General features: G+C 45.2%; 17 protein-coding genes and 3 pseudogenes. 2 read left to right on the top strand and 18 right to left on the bottom strand.

Translation table 11 applies throughout. The annotated features are described in order from the left end of the window. Positions 1 to 53: 53 nt before the first annotated feature. From BQ1619_RS00375 to BQ1619_RS00355, 5 genes and pseudogenes are all read right to left on the bottom strand, one after another. A pseudogene (locus tag BQ1619_RS00375) lies at positions 54 to 1,111 on the bottom strand (O-linked N-acetylglucosamine transferase, SPINDLY family protein). Then, on the bottom strand, positions 1,111 to 1,377 hold the full coding sequence (locus BQ1619_RS00370; RefSeq protein WP_114661566.1) for a hypothetical protein: 267 nt from the start codon (positions 1,375 to 1,377) through the stop codon (positions 1,111 to 1,113). The pseudogene BQ1619_RS00375 and the gene BQ1619_RS00370 overlap by 1 nt, the downstream one beginning before the upstream one ends. Before the next feature lie 57 nt (positions 1,378 to 1,434). After that, positions 1,435 to 2,187, bottom strand: a complete 753-nt coding sequence (locus tag BQ1619_RS00365; protein WP_114661564.1) for a tetratricopeptide repeat protein — start codon at positions 2,185 to 2,187, stop codon at positions 1,435 to 1,437. Continuing rightward, positions 2,180 to 2,515 carry a tetratricopeptide repeat protein gene (locus tag BQ1619_RS00360; protein WP_162784556.1) on the bottom strand — a complete coding sequence of 112 codons (336 nt, stop codon included), beginning with the start codon at positions 2,513 to 2,515 and terminating at the stop codon, positions 2,180 to 2,182. Before BQ1619_RS00360 ends, BQ1619_RS00365 begins: the two co-directional genes overlap by 8 nt. 74 nt (positions 2,516 to 2,589) lie before the next feature. Beyond that, positions 2,590 to 3,777, bottom strand: coding sequence for a porin (locus BQ1619_RS00355; RefSeq protein WP_114661560.1), 1,188 nt, complete (start codon positions 3,775 to 3,777; stop codon positions 2,590 to 2,592). A gap of 208 nt (positions 3,778 to 3,985) precedes the next feature. Here BQ1619_RS00355 and BQ1619_RS00350 point away from each other — a divergent pair, with 208 nt between their 5' ends. Continuing rightward, on the top strand, positions 3,986 to 5,449 hold the full coding sequence (locus BQ1619_RS00350) for a tetratricopeptide repeat protein (protein ID WP_114661558.1): 1,464 nt from the start codon (positions 3,986 to 3,988) through the stop codon (positions 5,447 to 5,449). Here BQ1619_RS00350 and tatC read toward each other — a convergent pair. The 10 genes and pseudogenes from tatC to hisB all read right to left on the bottom strand — a co-directional run bounded on the left by tatC (position 5,446) and on the right by hisB (position 11,068). Then, positions 5,446 to 6,222 carry a twin-arginine translocase subunit TatC gene (gene tatC / locus BQ1619_RS00345; protein WP_114661556.1) on the bottom strand — a complete coding sequence of 259 codons (777 nt, stop codon included), beginning with the start codon at positions 6,220 to 6,222 and terminating at the stop codon, positions 5,446 to 5,448. The genes BQ1619_RS00350 and tatC overlap by 4 nt on opposite strands. A 31-nt stretch (positions 6,223 to 6,253) precedes the next feature. Then, on the bottom strand, positions 6,254 to 6,730 hold the full coding sequence (gene tatB, locus BQ1619_RS00340; RefSeq protein ID WP_114661554.1) for a Sec-independent protein translocase protein TatB: 477 nt from the start codon (positions 6,728 to 6,730) through the stop codon (positions 6,254 to 6,256). A 5-nt stretch (positions 6,731 to 6,735) separates the two neighbouring features. Continuing rightward, positions 6,736 to 6,957 carry a Sec-independent protein translocase subunit TatA gene (gene tatA, locus BQ1619_RS00335; protein WP_114661552.1) on the bottom strand — a complete coding sequence of 74 codons (222 nt, stop codon included), beginning with the start codon at positions 6,955 to 6,957 and terminating at the stop codon, positions 6,736 to 6,738. 37 nt (positions 6,958 to 6,994) lie between these two features. Beyond that, positions 6,995 to 7,351, bottom strand: coding sequence for a histidine triad nucleotide-binding protein (locus BQ1619_RS00330; RefSeq protein WP_114661550.1), 357 nt, complete (start codon positions 7,349 to 7,351; stop codon positions 6,995 to 6,997). Between the two features lie 8 nt (positions 7,352 to 7,359). Beyond that, entirely contained in the window at positions 7,360 to 7,761 is a 402-nt protein-coding gene (locus tag BQ1619_RS00325; RefSeq protein WP_114661548.1) for a phosphoribosyl-ATP diphosphatase, read from the bottom strand. A gap of 76 nt (positions 7,762 to 7,837) precedes the next feature. Further along, a pseudogene (gene hisI, locus BQ1619_RS00320) lies at positions 7,838 to 8,182 on the bottom strand (phosphoribosyl-AMP cyclohydrolase); the annotation flags it as partial. 53 nt (positions 8,183 to 8,235) lie between these two features. Beyond that, complete coding sequence (gene hisF / locus BQ1619_RS00315; RefSeq protein WP_114661546.1) at positions 8,236 to 8,994, bottom strand: imidazole glycerol phosphate synthase subunit HisF; 759 nt, start codon at positions 8,992 to 8,994, stop codon at positions 8,236 to 8,238. Further along, complete coding sequence (gene hisA / locus BQ1619_RS00310; RefSeq protein WP_114661544.1) at positions 8,994 to 9,755, bottom strand: 1-(5-phosphoribosyl)-5-[(5-phosphoribosylamino)methylideneamino]imidazole-4-carboxamide isomerase; 762 nt, start codon at positions 9,753 to 9,755, stop codon at positions 8,994 to 8,996. The genes hisF and hisA overlap by 1 nt, the downstream gene beginning before the upstream one ends. A 20-nt stretch (positions 9,756 to 9,775) precedes the next feature. Next, positions 9,776 to 10,432, bottom strand: a complete 657-nt coding sequence (gene hisH / locus BQ1619_RS00305; protein ID WP_114661542.1) for an imidazole glycerol phosphate synthase subunit HisH — start codon at positions 10,430 to 10,432, stop codon at positions 9,776 to 9,778. 48 nt (positions 10,433 to 10,480) lie between these two features. Next, a complete protein-coding gene (gene hisB, locus BQ1619_RS00300) occupies positions 10,481 to 11,068 on the bottom strand; it encodes an imidazoleglycerol-phosphate dehydratase HisB (protein ID WP_114661540.1) in 588 nt (195 codons plus the stop codon). A gap of 115 nt (positions 11,069 to 11,183) precedes the next feature. Here hisB and BQ1619_RS00295 point away from each other — a divergent pair. Then, positions 11,184 to 11,517, top strand: a pseudogene (locus tag BQ1619_RS00295) (aminotransferase class I/II-fold pyridoxal phosphate-dependent enzyme); the annotation flags it as partial. 612 nt (positions 11,518 to 12,129) lie between these two features. Here the strand turns inward: BQ1619_RS00295 and hisD are convergent. From hisD to murA, 3 genes are read right to left on the bottom strand one after another with little or no spacing between them, the layout of a single operon-like run. After that, positions 12,130 to 13,470: a histidinol dehydrogenase gene (gene hisD / locus BQ1619_RS00285; protein WP_114661536.1), complete on the bottom strand. Its 1,341-nt coding sequence runs from the start codon at positions 13,468 to 13,470 to the stop codon at positions 12,130 to 12,132. 31 nt (positions 13,471 to 13,501) lie between these two features. After that, entirely contained in the window at positions 13,502 to 14,128 is a 627-nt protein-coding gene (gene hisG / locus BQ1619_RS00280; protein ID WP_114661534.1) for an ATP phosphoribosyltransferase, read from the bottom strand. Between the two features lie 31 nt (positions 14,129 to 14,159). After that, positions 14,160 to 15,434 carry a UDP-N-acetylglucosamine 1-carboxyvinyltransferase gene (murA, locus tag BQ1619_RS00275; protein WP_114661532.1) on the bottom strand — a complete coding sequence of 425 codons (1,275 nt, stop codon included), beginning with the start codon at positions 15,432 to 15,434 and terminating at the stop codon, positions 14,160 to 14,162. Positions 15,435 to 15,470: the final 36 nt, after the last annotated feature.

The raw sequence follows: 15,470 nt of genomic DNA, 5'->3' as shown, positions 1-15,470 counted from the left end.
GGCAGAACCGTGGCTCTATTTTGTTAAATAGAGCATACAAATTTCCTTACCCCTCAAACCACCCGAATACTATCGACCCCTAAATTGTTCTGATAGCGCTCATACATTTGCGTATAAAGATTTTCGATATCTCTGGCAAATTTCTCGGTATTAAACAAAGGTTCTGTTAGGCGGTGCTCCGCCAACTTTTGCTTGATTGCTTGGAGTTTTTCAGGATCGGTCGCTAAATCCATCGCCATTGCCTCATACTCCTGCGCTGAATTTGTAATCAGCCCAGGCAAACCAACTGCTTTGAGCAGGCTTGCAGCCACCCTTCCTGGGAAGGTTGTACCAAGCGCGTTAAGACCGGCAAGCCTGCCCAAAGGGCATCACTAGCCGTTGTGTGTGCGTTATACGGCAGCGTATCTAAAGATAAATTGGTAGCGCGGTGACGGGCTAAATGATCGGCAGGCTGCATACGGGGAGCAAAAATAATGCGATCTGCCGATGCGCCTCTTTTTTGGGTTTCCGCCTTCAGATTCTTGGCGGCTACCAGGTTATCCTCAATCAACCATAAAACACTATCATGGACTGCCTGCAAGATGCGCATCCAGATCGAGAAGATATCCGGCGTAATCTTGTAATTATTATTAAAATAGCAAAATACAAATGCATTTTCTGGCAAGCCCAACTCTGAGCGACTAAAGATTTTTTCAGAAATCACGCGCTTGGAGTCGTTTGCCTGATAACAATGCGGCAGGTAAGCAATTTTTTCCGTGTAGTACGCTTGACTGTCTTGCGGGATCACGGTTGGGTCCGCAATCAAATAATCCATATATTGAGCGCCCATTGTTCCTGGGAAACCCAGATAGTTAACTTGAATGGGAGCGGCGCGGTAGGCGAAGATCAGCGTTCGATTTAAGTGCGTATACCCCGTTAAATCCACCGCCACGTCAATATTTTTTTCTCGGGCCAATCGCGCAACCTCTTCATCACTCATATTGCTAATGTCGATAAATTCGTCAAAGGCATCCTCCACCCTCTGTCTTATAGGATCCCGAGATCCAGGCGAAAATGAAAATGCAATTAGCTTAAATTTAGTTTTATCGTGATTCTCCAATACACCAGCCATCAAAATGGCAATCGCATGTGACCGAAAATCACCAAAAAATATCCTACAGTAATTACTCCTTTTCGCGCAGATTTCTGAATAGCGCCTAATAAGCTACTTGAGGGATATTTATCTCCCGTATACAGCTCTGTTGCTCTCTTTTGTATTTCACACAAATCGGTCAATGCCAATAACGGAAATGGGGTAGTAGCTTTTTCTCCTGCATCAATTCGTTCAAATAATTCTGCAAGCTCCTGCTCATAATTTTCCCATTCGCAGATAATCATCTTAGTATGCATACGCAAACCAAAAAGATATTCATAATTTGGTTTTAGCTGAAGCGCTTACTGGTAAGTTTCAAGCGCTTCTTTAGGCTTCTTCATTTCATACAACGTTAACGCCTTATTGCTATAAGCATCTACATAATCGGGATTGAGCTTTATAGCGGTCTCATAATCCTCCAATGCCTCTTCCAACCCATCCAGTTCACCCAACGCGTTTGCTCGATTGTTATAGAATTGTGACAGACCATTTTTCAAAGATATCGCCTTGTCATAACATTGGATAGCTAGATCCATTTGCTTTAATGATGAATAGATATTTCCCAAATTTGCATGTGCTTCTACATAATCTGGATCAATCTCAACCGCCCTCTTCAGCACCTCTAAGGCGCTTGGAAAGTCATAAATTTTTTCATGGATAATTCCAAGATTATTCAGGGCCTGTTTATTGCAGGGATCAATATCAACGGTTTTCTGAAGCTCAACACACGCTTCTTCCAGCCGATTCTCAGATTGCAACAGTAGCGCTTTGTTGTAGTGAGCATCCGGATAATACGGATCCAGAGTAATCGCTTGATCATACGATGCGAGTGCGTCCTGAGTTTTTCCACATTCGTGGAAGGCATTTGCCTGATCATTCAAGATCAACGCATTGACATGCCCTCGATTAATTAGCCCCTCAAAATATTGAAGCGCTTTTTCATATTCATGCAGACCTAAGTAAGCACTTCCACAGTTGTAATCCAACTCTGGATCATTCGGTGAAAATTTTTTAGCCTCTAAAAAGTCGCTAAGTGCTCCGATAAAGTCATCCAAATATTGCTTGGCCCAAGCCTCGGTTCTTTAAAGCGACCCCATTGGAGGGGTTGATCTGTATGGATTCAGTAATGAGCTTTAGAGCATTCTCATAATTGGAGTATTGGACTTCGACACCTCCAAGGTGGTGAATTGCCTCGGCATGCAATGAGTCATAGCGTAATGCTTCTCGGTATAAATCTTGCGCCCCCGACAATTGTCCTGCTTGATGTTCTGCTAATCCTCTTAAAAAAATATCATGAGCCAATTGTCTCTGGTTTTGAGTCAATAACGGGTCATCATTCATAGTCTTTAAAGGGAATTTTGGGTTTACAAAGAATAAACCCACTGCGTTGCCACAGTGGGTTTAACGTTACTTCAGTTACAACAATCTAAAACTAAACTAGCATAGCTAGCAAATTATTAGAATGTATGGCGTACACCCAAAGCAAACTGGCTAGCAGCTGCCGAAGTATTGTAACCCAATACAGAAGAACTTCCAGAGGAAGTTAATGTTTGGCCATAGATACCGTACAAGTTAGTACGCTTGCTCAACCAGTAGTTGCTACCAAGCTGCCATGCATCGAAGTTAACAGCTGGCTCGCCGTTACCAAATACGTTGGCTCGACCGTTACCGATAGAAGCCCATGATTCGATTGTTGGAGTGATGTAGCTACGAACACCAATCTGCTGAGCAGTACGGCTGTAGTAGTTGTTAGAGTTGAGGTTGCTTGTAACTTTACGGTTAATGTAGTTAGCATAAGCCTTCAAAATACCGAAGTCATAAGTTGCGCCAACGTAAACTTGATTATCAGAAACATTAGTCAAAGTTGTTTGGCTAACAGTTGTACCTGGGTTCAATACAGTTGTATAAGCAGCAGTTAGTGGGTTAGCGTTATCTGTAGAGTTTTTGAATGCCTGATATGCAGCGGTTACATACAGCTTTTGCCATGTGTAGTTAGCGCCAATACCCCAGCCGTTCCAGTTGATGTTACCGCCGTTTGTAGCAACAGTTGTGGCGTTACCACGCTGAGTAGCATCTTGCATGTTTTGTGAGTAGTTCAACTGAACTTGGAATCCAGAAAACTTATCAGAGCTAGCAACCAAGGTGTTGGTTGTGCTAATGGTGTATGCAGATGAAGAGGCTTGCTGTGAACCTTCTGTACCAGCGGAAGGATGTACAACGTTACCAACTGTGTTGTTTTGACCAGGGTCAGTAGCAGCAAACGCGTTGTGGATTGGAGTGTACTGAGTACCGATTGAGAGAGCGCCAATGCCATTCTTTTTCAAACCAACAAATGATTGACGGTTATTCATAGTGGACATTTGTGAACCAGCTGGTGTTAAGCCTGTTTCAATAGTGAAGAATGCAGAAGCACCGCCACCAAGATCTTCAGTACCTTTGAAACCCAAACGGCCGGATTGCTCAGCGTCCGCAGTAAACAAATTTGCGTTTGTCTTATTAACGCCACCAGATGAAGCTGTACCAGTACGCGTTGACTTGTCTGAGAAACCAACGTCCAAAATACCGTAAACGGTAACGCTGGACTGTGCATGAGCAACACCAGCAATAGCTGTTGTGGCCGCGATAGCAAATAGCGATTTTTTCATTCTGTAAATCTCCATAAATTGAAAGTAATGCCCAAATAAAGCTGGGACCTATGAATTTTCCTTCCTTTGATGTGGCAGATTGCTGCCAAGAGCATTTAGGGGTACTTTTTGCTTGTCAAAAGGTAGTTTTTTGGCTTTCTTCGTTGTATCTCGGCAACAAGACGTTGGATTTGTGCCTTTTTGGGCTCTTAGATGCAAAAATTGTTATATGGCTAGTCGCGAATTCTTAAAAATCCTTAGTTCTGCACGCTTTGGTGATGTATATGCGCAACAACAATTGTCTGAAGCCTACCTTACAGGCGCTTTTAAGACTCCTATTCAGCCCTCCAATGCGTTAATTTGGCTAGAAAAATCATATTTATCCCTTAAAAATCAATTAGATACAGAAAATTTAGGGCTAAACGAAGATATTCAGGAAGTTTTTAAACGCCTTGCTGAGGTTCCGTTAGCCAAAACCATTAGCTCCCCAGCATTTCAATTCGGGTGGGATCATTTTTGGGCACTAGCAGAATCAAAAGAGTCGCCGAGAACCAGTCTGATGGCTCGGTGGCAGTTGATCCACCTACTCATCAACCCAGCAAATGAGGATATTCAATCAAAATTATCTGACTGGCTTTCAAAAGGATTGTCCATTTCCTCTAACGAACGATTTGCCAACTTAGACTTCGGTGGACTTCAAAAAGTTGCCAAAGAGTACCTGCAAGAAATCGCGGAAAGTAATTCTGAGTTTACTCATCAAGCAAAAGAATTGCTGATTCAACTTCAACCCAAAAATGAAGCCCTTTCCTCTCTTTGGGATGCCTGGATAAAAGACCAAAATGAAGATGCGTTAGTTCGTGCTGCCGAACTTGGGTTAACTGCTGCCAAAATGGCCTTGGGACTGCGCCTCGCGCAATTTGATGGGAGCCAGGACGGAAAATCAAATGTTTCACTTAAAAAAGCCGCTCACTGGCTTTCGCTAGCAGCTAAAGATGGCGATCGAGATGCATGGTTCGCTCTCGGTGAGATTTATCGACGCCCGCAATTTTCTGGGTACAGCGCCGCAGAAAGTGACCGATGTTTTGATCGCGCTGCAGATCTTGGTCACCCCCAAGCACAATATCGTAAGGGCGCCAACCTCTGGCGTAAACGCGACAAAATCGAAGAAAAAGTAAAGGGTCTACAAGCATCTTATTGGGCTTGGCAGGCTCACCAACAAGGCGTTAGTGAAGCCACACAATTACTTGGCAAAATTCTTACTAGTTGCTCTAAGCCAGAAGAAAATGATTGGCATGAGCTCGCTCAGTTCGCCAATATGGCAATTAGTCATCATGCCGAATATAAGATTGATGAGGAATGGATGCTCCTATGCCACCGAATCATCATTGCTAATCAATTTAACTTTACTAAAGCAGAGCTTTTACTCGCTAAGGTGGGGCAACTTCAGCATGAGCATTGTGTAGTTGTCGATATTCGTTGGGAACTTCCCAAAATACTACCCAGACTGATCCTAATTGAGACGATTCAACAACGTCGCGCTCTACTAGCGGCAGGGAAAGTTTCTGCTGGAGCTGATATGGAACTGGAAGGCAACTTGCGTCAAAGACGGTATCGCTTCGATCAAGTTACAGACTGGTTGGGTACTACTTTTCGGCAAAACATAAAAAAACAAAAAGGTACCGAGCTGCTTTAGCTTGATGGTGTATTCGCATCCTCTACAGTAGGATTGGGAACATAAAGGCGCGCAATCAACAGACCCAATTCATAAAGCAGAGTCATTGGTACAGCTAACAGCAATTGAGAAAGTACGTCTGGCGGAGTAAGGATTGCTGATATTACAAATGCCCCCACAATCACGTATGGCCTGATCTCCTTTAACTTTGCCAAGGAAACCATGCCCATACGCACCAAAACAACCACGACGACCGGCACCTCAAAGGTGACACCAAAAGCCAAAAAGGTTGTCATAGCAAAGCTGAGGTAGTTATCAATATCCGTCGACATCTCAGCACCAAGCGGGGCGTTATAACTCGCCATGAATTTAAATACCGTAGGAAATACCAAGAAATAAGCAAATGCCATACCAATAATGAACAGGGTATAGCTACTGACGACGAGCGGCAGAATCAATTTGCGCTCATGAAGGTATAAGCCTGGGGCTATGAAAGCCCACAACTGATAGATCACAACCGGCAACGCAATCAGAAAGGCAACTAACATCGTCACTTTCATGGGTACAAAAAACGAACCGGTCACGTCAGTCACAATCATTTTTCCGCCAGCAGGCAACGCATCTAAAAGTGGTTGTGCAAAGAGATGAAAAATATCGGGGGCCCAATAAACCAAGCCGACAAGGGCAACAATAATTGCCAGAACGGATTTAACTACCCTATCCCGAAGCTCAAAAAGATGAGACAAAACCGATTCTTGAATTCCAGAATCTTCAGGGGTATTGTTTTCAGGCATGCGAATCGACCTTTAATTTGATTTTGCAGGCCTACTTGCCAGCAGTATGGCGAAAACGTTTCATTCTGGCCGCCCCAGATTGCACGCGAGCACGAACTCCCGCTGAACGCTTGTACCAAATGGGTTTTGCGGATCGCTTTACTCCCCAACTATTTCGGCCCTGACGCTGAGTCTTTTTTAGTACTGATTTTTCATCAAGCGGCAATGCCTCAAAGCGCGTTTCAAAGATGTCGGCCTGGTCCGTTAAATTGGCATTTGCTTCGCTTGCAACAGAGCTGATGCTGTTTTCAACCTCTTTCAAGGCAGAGGCACTGTCTTCACGGAATTTTTTAAATTCCTCAACCTCCATCTGTCGGTTCACTTCTGCTTTGACATCCGCCATATAGCGTTGCGCACGACCAAATAAATTTCCGGCCATTCTGGCGACCTTGGGTAAGCGCTCAGGACCCACCACCACCAATGCGATTACAGCAATCAAAGCAAGCTTTGAAACTCCTAAATCAATCACTGGAATTATTTGTTAACGTCTTTAGCCTGAACATCCACAGTCTTATCAGTGCTAGCAGTACTTTGTTGAATTTGTTCTTTAGGTTCGTCTGTCGATTTCATGCCATCTTTAAAACCCTTAACAGCACCACCTAAATCCTGGCCAATATTGCGCAATTTTTTAGTGCCAAACACCAACATCACGATCACTAAAACAATTAACCAATGCCAAATGCTAAATGAACCCATTTTGAATCTCCTTGGAATCCTGAACTGATCTCTTAACTTACTTTTTCCAGGGGCGGGGACCGCCCATCACATGCAAATGCAAGTGATAAACCTCCTGACCACCATCCGCACCGTTATTCACCATCAATCGAAAGCCGCCGTCTTTTCCAGGACGACAACCTTGCTCTTTGGCAAGGCGGGGTGCTAATTCCATCATTCTACCCAGCAAAGGAGCATCAATGCTTTCTGCTGACTCCAACATGGGAATATGCTTCTTCGGAATCATTAAAAAATGCACTGGTGCCGCTGGATTTATGTCTTTGAAGGCATAAATCTCGTCATCCTCGTACACCTTGGATGACGGTATCAAGCCCTGTGAAATCTTACAAAATAGGCAATTTGGATCGTGTGACATCAAAAACCTTATTCTTTATTTGCGGCTTTTCTGGCTGCTTTTTCTTCAATACCCGAAGTACCAAGACGACGATCAAGCTCTGCCATCACATCCTCAGGACGCAAATTAAATTGGGAGAGTGCAATCAAGCAATGAAACCAAAGATCAGCCATTTCACCCACAAATAACTTTTGTTGCTCTGGGGCTAAACCAGATGCCCGAACACCTTTTGCGGCCATTACTGCTTCGGTAGCTTCTTCTCCAATTTTTTTGAGAATGCCATCATCCCCTTTTGAGAAAAGCAATGCTGTGTAAGAGGTTTTTGGGTCAGCGTTGCCAGCCTTAAATGCGTCGCGACGTTGATCCACCACATCAGCTAGATGAGCTAATGCGGAATCTAAATTGGAAGATTTATCTGTTGGGTTACTCATGATTTCATTTTATGTCTTTTATTTCTTGGGGGTTGACTCATTGACCCAAGTTAATTGACTAGAATCCCACTGCTGAAAAAAAACAGCTGTGCTCACCCGTATGACAAGCGATCCCATCTTTTTGTTCAACGATCAACAAGATCGTATCTCCGTCACAATCTAAACGAATTTCTTTTACCTTTTGGGTGTGGCCAGACTCTTCGCCCTTGTGCCATAGCTTTTGACGTGAACGGGTCCAATAAACCGCCTCACCTAAACGCAGCGTTGCCATGAGCGCATCTCGATTCATCCAAGCCATCATCAAAATGTCATTACTGCCGAACTCTTGCGCGATGACGGGCACGAGACCTTGTTCGTTCCAAGAAACCGCATCTAACCAAGAACCGGCTTGAATAGACTCAATCGGAGTGAAAGTGCTCATGGGCTTGTTCATACCTGAACTTTACCGTGAAAGTGATAAATCCTGAAATTGCACTAAATGCGAACCGGGACTCCCTGAGCAGCCATATATTCTTTTGCTTGCCCAACGGAAAATTCACCATAGTGAAAGATACTTGCAGCTAGAACCGCATCAGCATGACCCTTGGTAATGCCGTCAACCAGGTGCTGTAAATTGCCCACGCCACCAGAAGCGATGACTGGAACCGAAACCGCATCACTTACTGCCGCAGTAGGTGCTAAATCAAAACCATCCTTACTGCCATCGCGGTTCATGCTCGTTAATAAAATTTCGCCTGCACCCCGTTTAGCTACCTCAGTCGCCCACTCAACAACATCAATACCCGTAGCTGTTCTACCGCCATGAGTAAATACTTCCCAGTTTCCAGACTCAGTCCGCTTGGCATCAATAGCTACCACAATGCATTGAGATCCATAGTAAGCAGCTGCATCGGAGACTAAATCAGGATTAGCCACTGCCGAAGAATTCATGCTCACTTTATCCGCGCCGGCATTCAGCAAGCGACGCACATCAGCGACTGCACGCACGCCCCCTCCGACTGTTAATGGAATAAATACTTGCGATGCCACATCTTCAATGATGTGCAAGATTAAATCACGGCCATCTGAAGTGGCGGTGATATCTAAGAATGTGAGTTCGTCTGCACCCTGAGTGTCATAACGCTTGGCGATTTCGACAGGATCACCAGCATCACGCAAACCCACAAAGTTCACCCCTTTAACAACTCGTCCCGCCGTCACATCCAAGCACGGAATAATTCTTTTGGTTAACACTAGATGAGTTTCTTTTTATATTTAAGCGTTAACTCATCGGCATATTTTTGGGCCACCGCTAAATCAAGATCGCCGGAATATATTGACCGGCCAGCAATCACCCCCATGACGCCATCCTCTTCAGCCTGACAGAGTGCATCAATATCTTTATTGCTGGATAAGCCGCCACTGGCAATGACTGGAATACGAATAGCTTGCGCCAATTTAATGGTGGCATCAACATTGACGCCCTTGAGCATGCCGTCCCGACCAATATCTGTGTAGATAATCGCTTCAACGCCCCAGTCTTCAAACTTCTTGGCGAGATCAATCACTTCATGTCCCGTGTTCTTGCTCCAGCCATCGGTTGCCACTTTGCCATCACGTGCATCTAGACCCACCATTACATGGCCAGGAAACGCGGTGCAAGCATCTTGTACAAAACCGGGATTCTTAACCGCAGCAGTACCAATAATGACGGTACTGATACCGTCATCCAATAAACGCTCAATTGTTTCAAGATCACGAATACCGCCACCCAACTGAACCGGGATCTCATCACCAACCGCCTTCAGAATCGATTTAATGGCTGACTCGTTCTTCAATTTTCCAGCAAAAGCACCATTGAGATCAACTAAATGCAAACGGCGTGCATCTTTACTAATCCAGTGAGTAGCCATTGCGCCTGGATCCTCAGAGAACACCGTAGCCTTATCCATATCACCTTGCTCTAGTCGAACACAGTGGCCGTCTTTCAGATCTATTGCGGGAATAAGCAGCATAGTAAAACGTTAAAAATTGATTAAGGTCGCCAAGAAACAAAATTTTGATAAAGCTTCAATCCATATTCTGTGCTTTTTTCAGGATGAAACTGTGTTGCAAAAATATTATCCTTTGCCACCGCAGAAGTAAACCATGCTCCATATTCTGTAGATCCTACAGTATCTTCGTTATGACATGGAGACACAAAGTAACTGTGCACAAAATAAAAACTTGTCAGATCAGGGATTCCATCCCAAATCGGATGAGATCGATCTTGGCGGACTTGATTCCAGCCCATATGAGGCACTTTGTATGCGGATCCATCAGCTTGTTTTGTACCAGCCAAATCAAAGCGCCGTACTTCACCCGATATCAGCCCTAAACACGGGGTCCAAACTTCATTTGTCCGCACTTCAGCACTTTTATCAAATAGCATTTGCTCGCCCACACAAACGCCCAGTAAAGGCTTATTTTTAGAGGTCTCCAACAAGGATTCTAAAAGCCCCGACTCCTCTAGATGTTTCATGCAATCTGGCATCGCCCCTTGACCAGGCAAGACTACACGGTCGGCTGATCGTATTTCCTCCGGCTGATGCGCAATTAATACCTTGTCACTAGGCGCCACATGATGAAGCGCTTGATACACAGAACGAAGATTGCCCATTCCGTAATCGACGATCGCAATAGTCTGCGCCAAAATTAGCCTATCTTTGCTGTTATCAAACCGGCAACTAAAAAATGAAGATTAAAGACTGCCTTTAGTTGATGGAACGGTACCCGATGCACGAGGATCAACAGACAAGGCCATACGTAAAGCCCGTCCAAAGGCTTTGAAAACCGTCTCAATCTGATGGTGCGCATTGATCCCGCGCAAATTATCAATATGCAAAGTCACTCCCGCATGGTTTACAAAACCACGGAAGAACTCAATACTGAGATCCACATCGAAATTACCTACTCGAGCGCGAGTAAATGGCACATTAAATTCAAGGCCAGGACGACCAGAGAAATCCACGACCACGCGAGAGAGGGTTTCATCCAATGGGACATAAGAATGCCCACAACGGGTGATCCCTGCTTTATCCCCTACCGCCTTTGCAAATGCCTGCCCCAAGGTAATGCCAACGTCCTCAACCGTGTGATGATCATCAATGTGGGTATCGCCCTGCGCGACAACCTTGAGATCAATCATCCCGTGACGGGCAATTTGGTCCAACATGTGGTCTAGGAAAGGAACGCCTGAGGCTAGCTCAGCCTTACCGGCACCATCTAAATTGATGGAAATCTGAATTTTGGTTTCCGAAGTATTTCGGGTGACGTCGGCTTGCCGCATGCTTCTAACGCCGCGAGGCGAAGTGTTAAATGAAACTTCATAATATCATTCCTAGAAGATATTTAAATGCAGAACTTATTGTTAATTCCCTCTGATTTTTAAACTGAGTACATTAATGAGCCGTTTTTGGAGCCCTGTTGTTGAAACTTTGACACCCTACATACCGGGGAACAGCCGAAAATGAATCGGTTGGTGAAGCTCAACACCAATGAAAGCCCTTACGGACCGTTGCCTAAAGCGCTAGCAGCAATCAAGGCGCAGACTTAAAAAACGCCATTGCCAAATTACATGGCCTTCATTCAAATCAAGTGTTTTTGGGCAATGGCTCTGATGAAGTACTGGCGCATGTTTTTGCAGGCCTTTTAAAACAAAGTAAGCCCGTCCATTTTCCAGACATTACTTACAGTTTTTATCCGGTTTACTGCAAGCTTTTCGGAATTGATTACAAAACCAATCTTATATGGGGATATTTTTCTTTCAAAAGCATATGATGTCAATAATTTATCAATGCCTTTATTGCCCATCATGGCGCCATTGATAAAAGTAAAAAATCATCATCTTGACACCTTAAAGCATTTCTAAAAATGTAACCTTCGATCGCTTGATATAGGCCAAAACACATCAGACACTTCATGCGGAACTACAACCACTTGCTCATCAAGAAATCCAGCACGTAAAAAGCTTTCCTTGGACCAATATGAAGGAGTGATGTTTTTCAAACGTGCATTTGAAATGCCGCTCTTCAAATCATTTTGATAAATGTGCCGTATACGAATAACCTTTTTGTATTACCGCTATAGAAGCGATATGGGAAACTGATTCTATAAGTAATATCTGACTGAATTAGATTATTGTCTAGTGATGGAATATTGCTTAACTGTTGTGAGCTAGACTCGTCAAACCCCGATCCATTTAATGCTTTACTCCATTTGTGATTATAAAAAGGCAGATCATTATGAAATGATTCGAAATGACTGTTTCTTAATTGCAATAATTGATTTTGATTTACAAGGGCATATGAATGGTTTATTCCCCTCAAACCTTCAATCAAAAGTTTTTTTCTAGTCATAGTTCCCATATGACTTAGATACACGCATTTCAGCAGCACGAGCATGCGCTTGCAAACCCTCGCCATGCGCTAGGGTGCTCGCCGCCCTACCCAAGGTTTGTGCGCCAGCCTCACTCACCTCAATCATGCTAGAGCGCTTAATAAAATCGTAGACGCCCAATGGCGACGAAAAGCGCGCTGTTCGGGCCGTAGGTAAGACGTGATTGGGTCCAGCACAATAATCGCCGAGGGATTCGCTGGTGTAATTTCCCATAAAAATAGCACCTGCATGGCGAATCTTCTCAGCCCATTTCCGCGGATCTTCAGCACAAATTTCCAAATGCTCTGCGGCAATCGCATTAGCAATGTCACAAGCTTCATTCATATCCTGGACTTGAATGAGTAACGCTCGCTTCGTTAATGAAGTCTCAATCACGTTTGCCCGCGGCATCTCAGGGAGCAAACGATCAATACTTTCTTGAACTTGCGCTATGAATCCAGCATCGGGACATAGCAAAATCGATTGGGCTTGTTCATCATGCTCGGCTTGAGAAAACAAATCCATTGCAATCCAAGCAGGATTGCTAGAACCATCACATAAGATCAAAATCTCAGATGGGCCGGCGATCATATCGATGCCCACCGTACCGAATACTCTTCGCTTGGCTGCAGCAACGTAAGCATTGCCTGGACCAACTATCTTGTCCACCGCAGGAATCGTGTTCGTACCATAGGCTAAGGCAGCCACTGCCTGAGCACCGCCAATCGTAAAGACGCGATCAACACCAGCCAAATATGCTGCAGCCAATACCAAAGAGTTGCGCGCCCCATCCGGGGTTGGCACCACCATGATGACCTCAGCAACACCAGCAACCTTGGCAGGAATTGCATTCATCAAAACCGAGGATGGGTAAGCTGCTTTTCCACCGGGCACATAAATGCCCACGCGATCCAACGGCGTCACTTTCTGACCCAATCTTGTTCCATCGGCCTCTTCATATTCCCAAGAGTGACATCCCGTTTCGCTCTTTTGTCGCTCGTGATATGCGCGTACTCGTTTCGCAGCAATATCGAGCGCATTTTTCTGCTCGTTCGCTAAGGCGCTATAGGTGCACTCTAGATCCTGACGGGGAATTTCTAAATCCGAAACGCTGGAAACATTTAGCCGATCAAATTGCTTTGTATAAGCGAGGACCGAGGAGTCTCCTTGCTCCTTCACCGCTGACAAAATTTTTACCACAGCGGTATCGATGGCCACATCATCAGCCGTCGGCAATGAAAGGCTGGATAGCAGTGTTTCCTTGAAACCTAAATCCTGGCTATTGAGGCGCTTAACCTCAATCGATGAAGACATGCAATGTGTCCGCTAAGTATTGACGATGTGCTTACTGCAGCAATTCAAAAATTGGCTGTAGTTGAGTGCGCTTACGTTTATAGGAAGCTTGATTGACGATCAAACGCGCACTGATATCAGCGATGGGCTCCACTTCCACTAAGCCATTGGCTTTGAGAGTGTTGCCAGTAGAAACTAAGTCAACAATTGCATCTGCCAAACCAACTAATGGGGCGAGTTCCATAGAACCATAAAGCTGAATGGTATCGACATGCACACCTTTGTTCGCAAAGTGTTCACGAGCGCAATTAACGTATTTTGTGGCAACTTTCAAACGCGACCCCTGCTGGACAGCGGCGGCATAATCAAAACCTTCACGGACCGCCACGGACATCCGACACTTTGCAATGTTCAAATCGTAAGGAACGTACAAGCCATCCGTGCCTTTTTCCATCAATACATCTAGACCCGCGACGCCAATGTCTGCTCCCCCGAATAGCACATATGTCGAAACATCTGAGGCGCGCACGATAATCAACCGTACATCGGGATTAGATGTCTCGATGATCAGTTTGCGTGATTTCTCAGGATCCTCCTTTGGCACAATACCAACCTTAGAGAGGATCTCTGCAGTCTCTTCGAAAATACGCCCTTTAGAGAGGGCCAACGTCAATTTCATCAGGTTATTATCGCCCAGTTAGGCGTGTCAGTTACTTCACGCGTTCAATATTGGCGCCCAGAAGGGTTAGCTTTTGTTCCATGCGGTCATAACCACGATCTAAATGGTAAATCCGGTCCACCTGGGTTTCGCCTTGAGCAGCCAAACCAGCAATAACCAAACTGGCAGAAGCACGCAGGTCGGCAGCCATCACGATCGCGCCCGAAAGTTTATCTACACCCTGTGAAATCGCCGTATTACCCTCAATTGCAATATCCGCTCCAAGACGATTTAGCTCTTGAACATGCATAAAGCGATTCTCAAAAATCGTTTCTGTGATCATGGAGCTGCCGCTAGCAACGGCATTCACAGCCATGAGTTGTGCCTGCATATCCGTTGGAAACGCAGGGTACTCGGACGTTCGAAAACTCACTGCTTTAGGGCGGCCCTGCATTGATGCCTTGATCCAATCGGGACCTACCTCCATTTGCAGCCCCGCCTCCCTCAGCTTCACCATCACCGCATCTAAAGTATCTGGACGACAATCTTTGACCAACACCCCCCCACCAACCGCAGCGACTGCGCAAAGGAAAGTACCTGCCTCGATGCGATCCGGAATTACAGAATGTTCTGCACCATGCAATTTTTCAACACCTTCAATTACTAGACGATCGGTGCCAACTCCAGAAATATTCGCGCCCATTTTGACTAGCAATTCAGCTAGGTCACCCACCTCTGGCTCGCGCGCAGCATTTTCTAGAACGGTAGTACCAGAAGCCAGTGTTGCAGCCATCAGTAAATTTTCTGTACCGGTGACTGTAATCATGTCCGTCAGAATAGAGGCGCCTTTGAGGCGCTCCGATAGCGGCTTGGTTTCAGCCTGAATATAGCCACTCTTAATCTTGGTGCTCGCGCCCATGGCTTTTAAGCCTTTTATGTGCTGGTCTACAGGACGGGCACCGATCGCGCAACCGCCTGGCAAAGAAACCTTCGCGCTATGCATTCTGGCAAGCAATGGGCCAAGAACCAAAATCGAGGCGCGCATCGTTTTAACCATTTCATAGGTTGCCTCTGAGCTCTTAATGACTGCTGCATTCAGTACAACATGATTGCGATCGCTTGGATTGGGGAAGCTCACAGCGACACCAATTTCTTGCAAAAGTTTGAGCATCGTTCGCACATCTTGTAAGTCTGGAAGATTACGCAAAACCACCGGCTCATCCGTCAACAAACATGCACACAGAATGGGTAATGCGGCATTTTTAGCACCAGCAATTTTGACCTCACCTTTTAAGGGGGTTCCGCCAACCATTCGTAATTTATCCATGAAACGATTCCAGTAATGGCTATTTAGCCTAATTTA

The sequence above is a fragment of the Polynucleobacter necessarius genome (assembly GCF_900095195.1).
GTDB classification, from domain to species: Bacteria; Pseudomonadota; Gammaproteobacteria; order Burkholderiales; family Burkholderiaceae; genus Polynucleobacter; species Polynucleobacter necessarius_G.
Note: the sequence above shows the minus strand (reverse complement) of the source record. Positions and strands in the feature narration are given on the sequence as shown.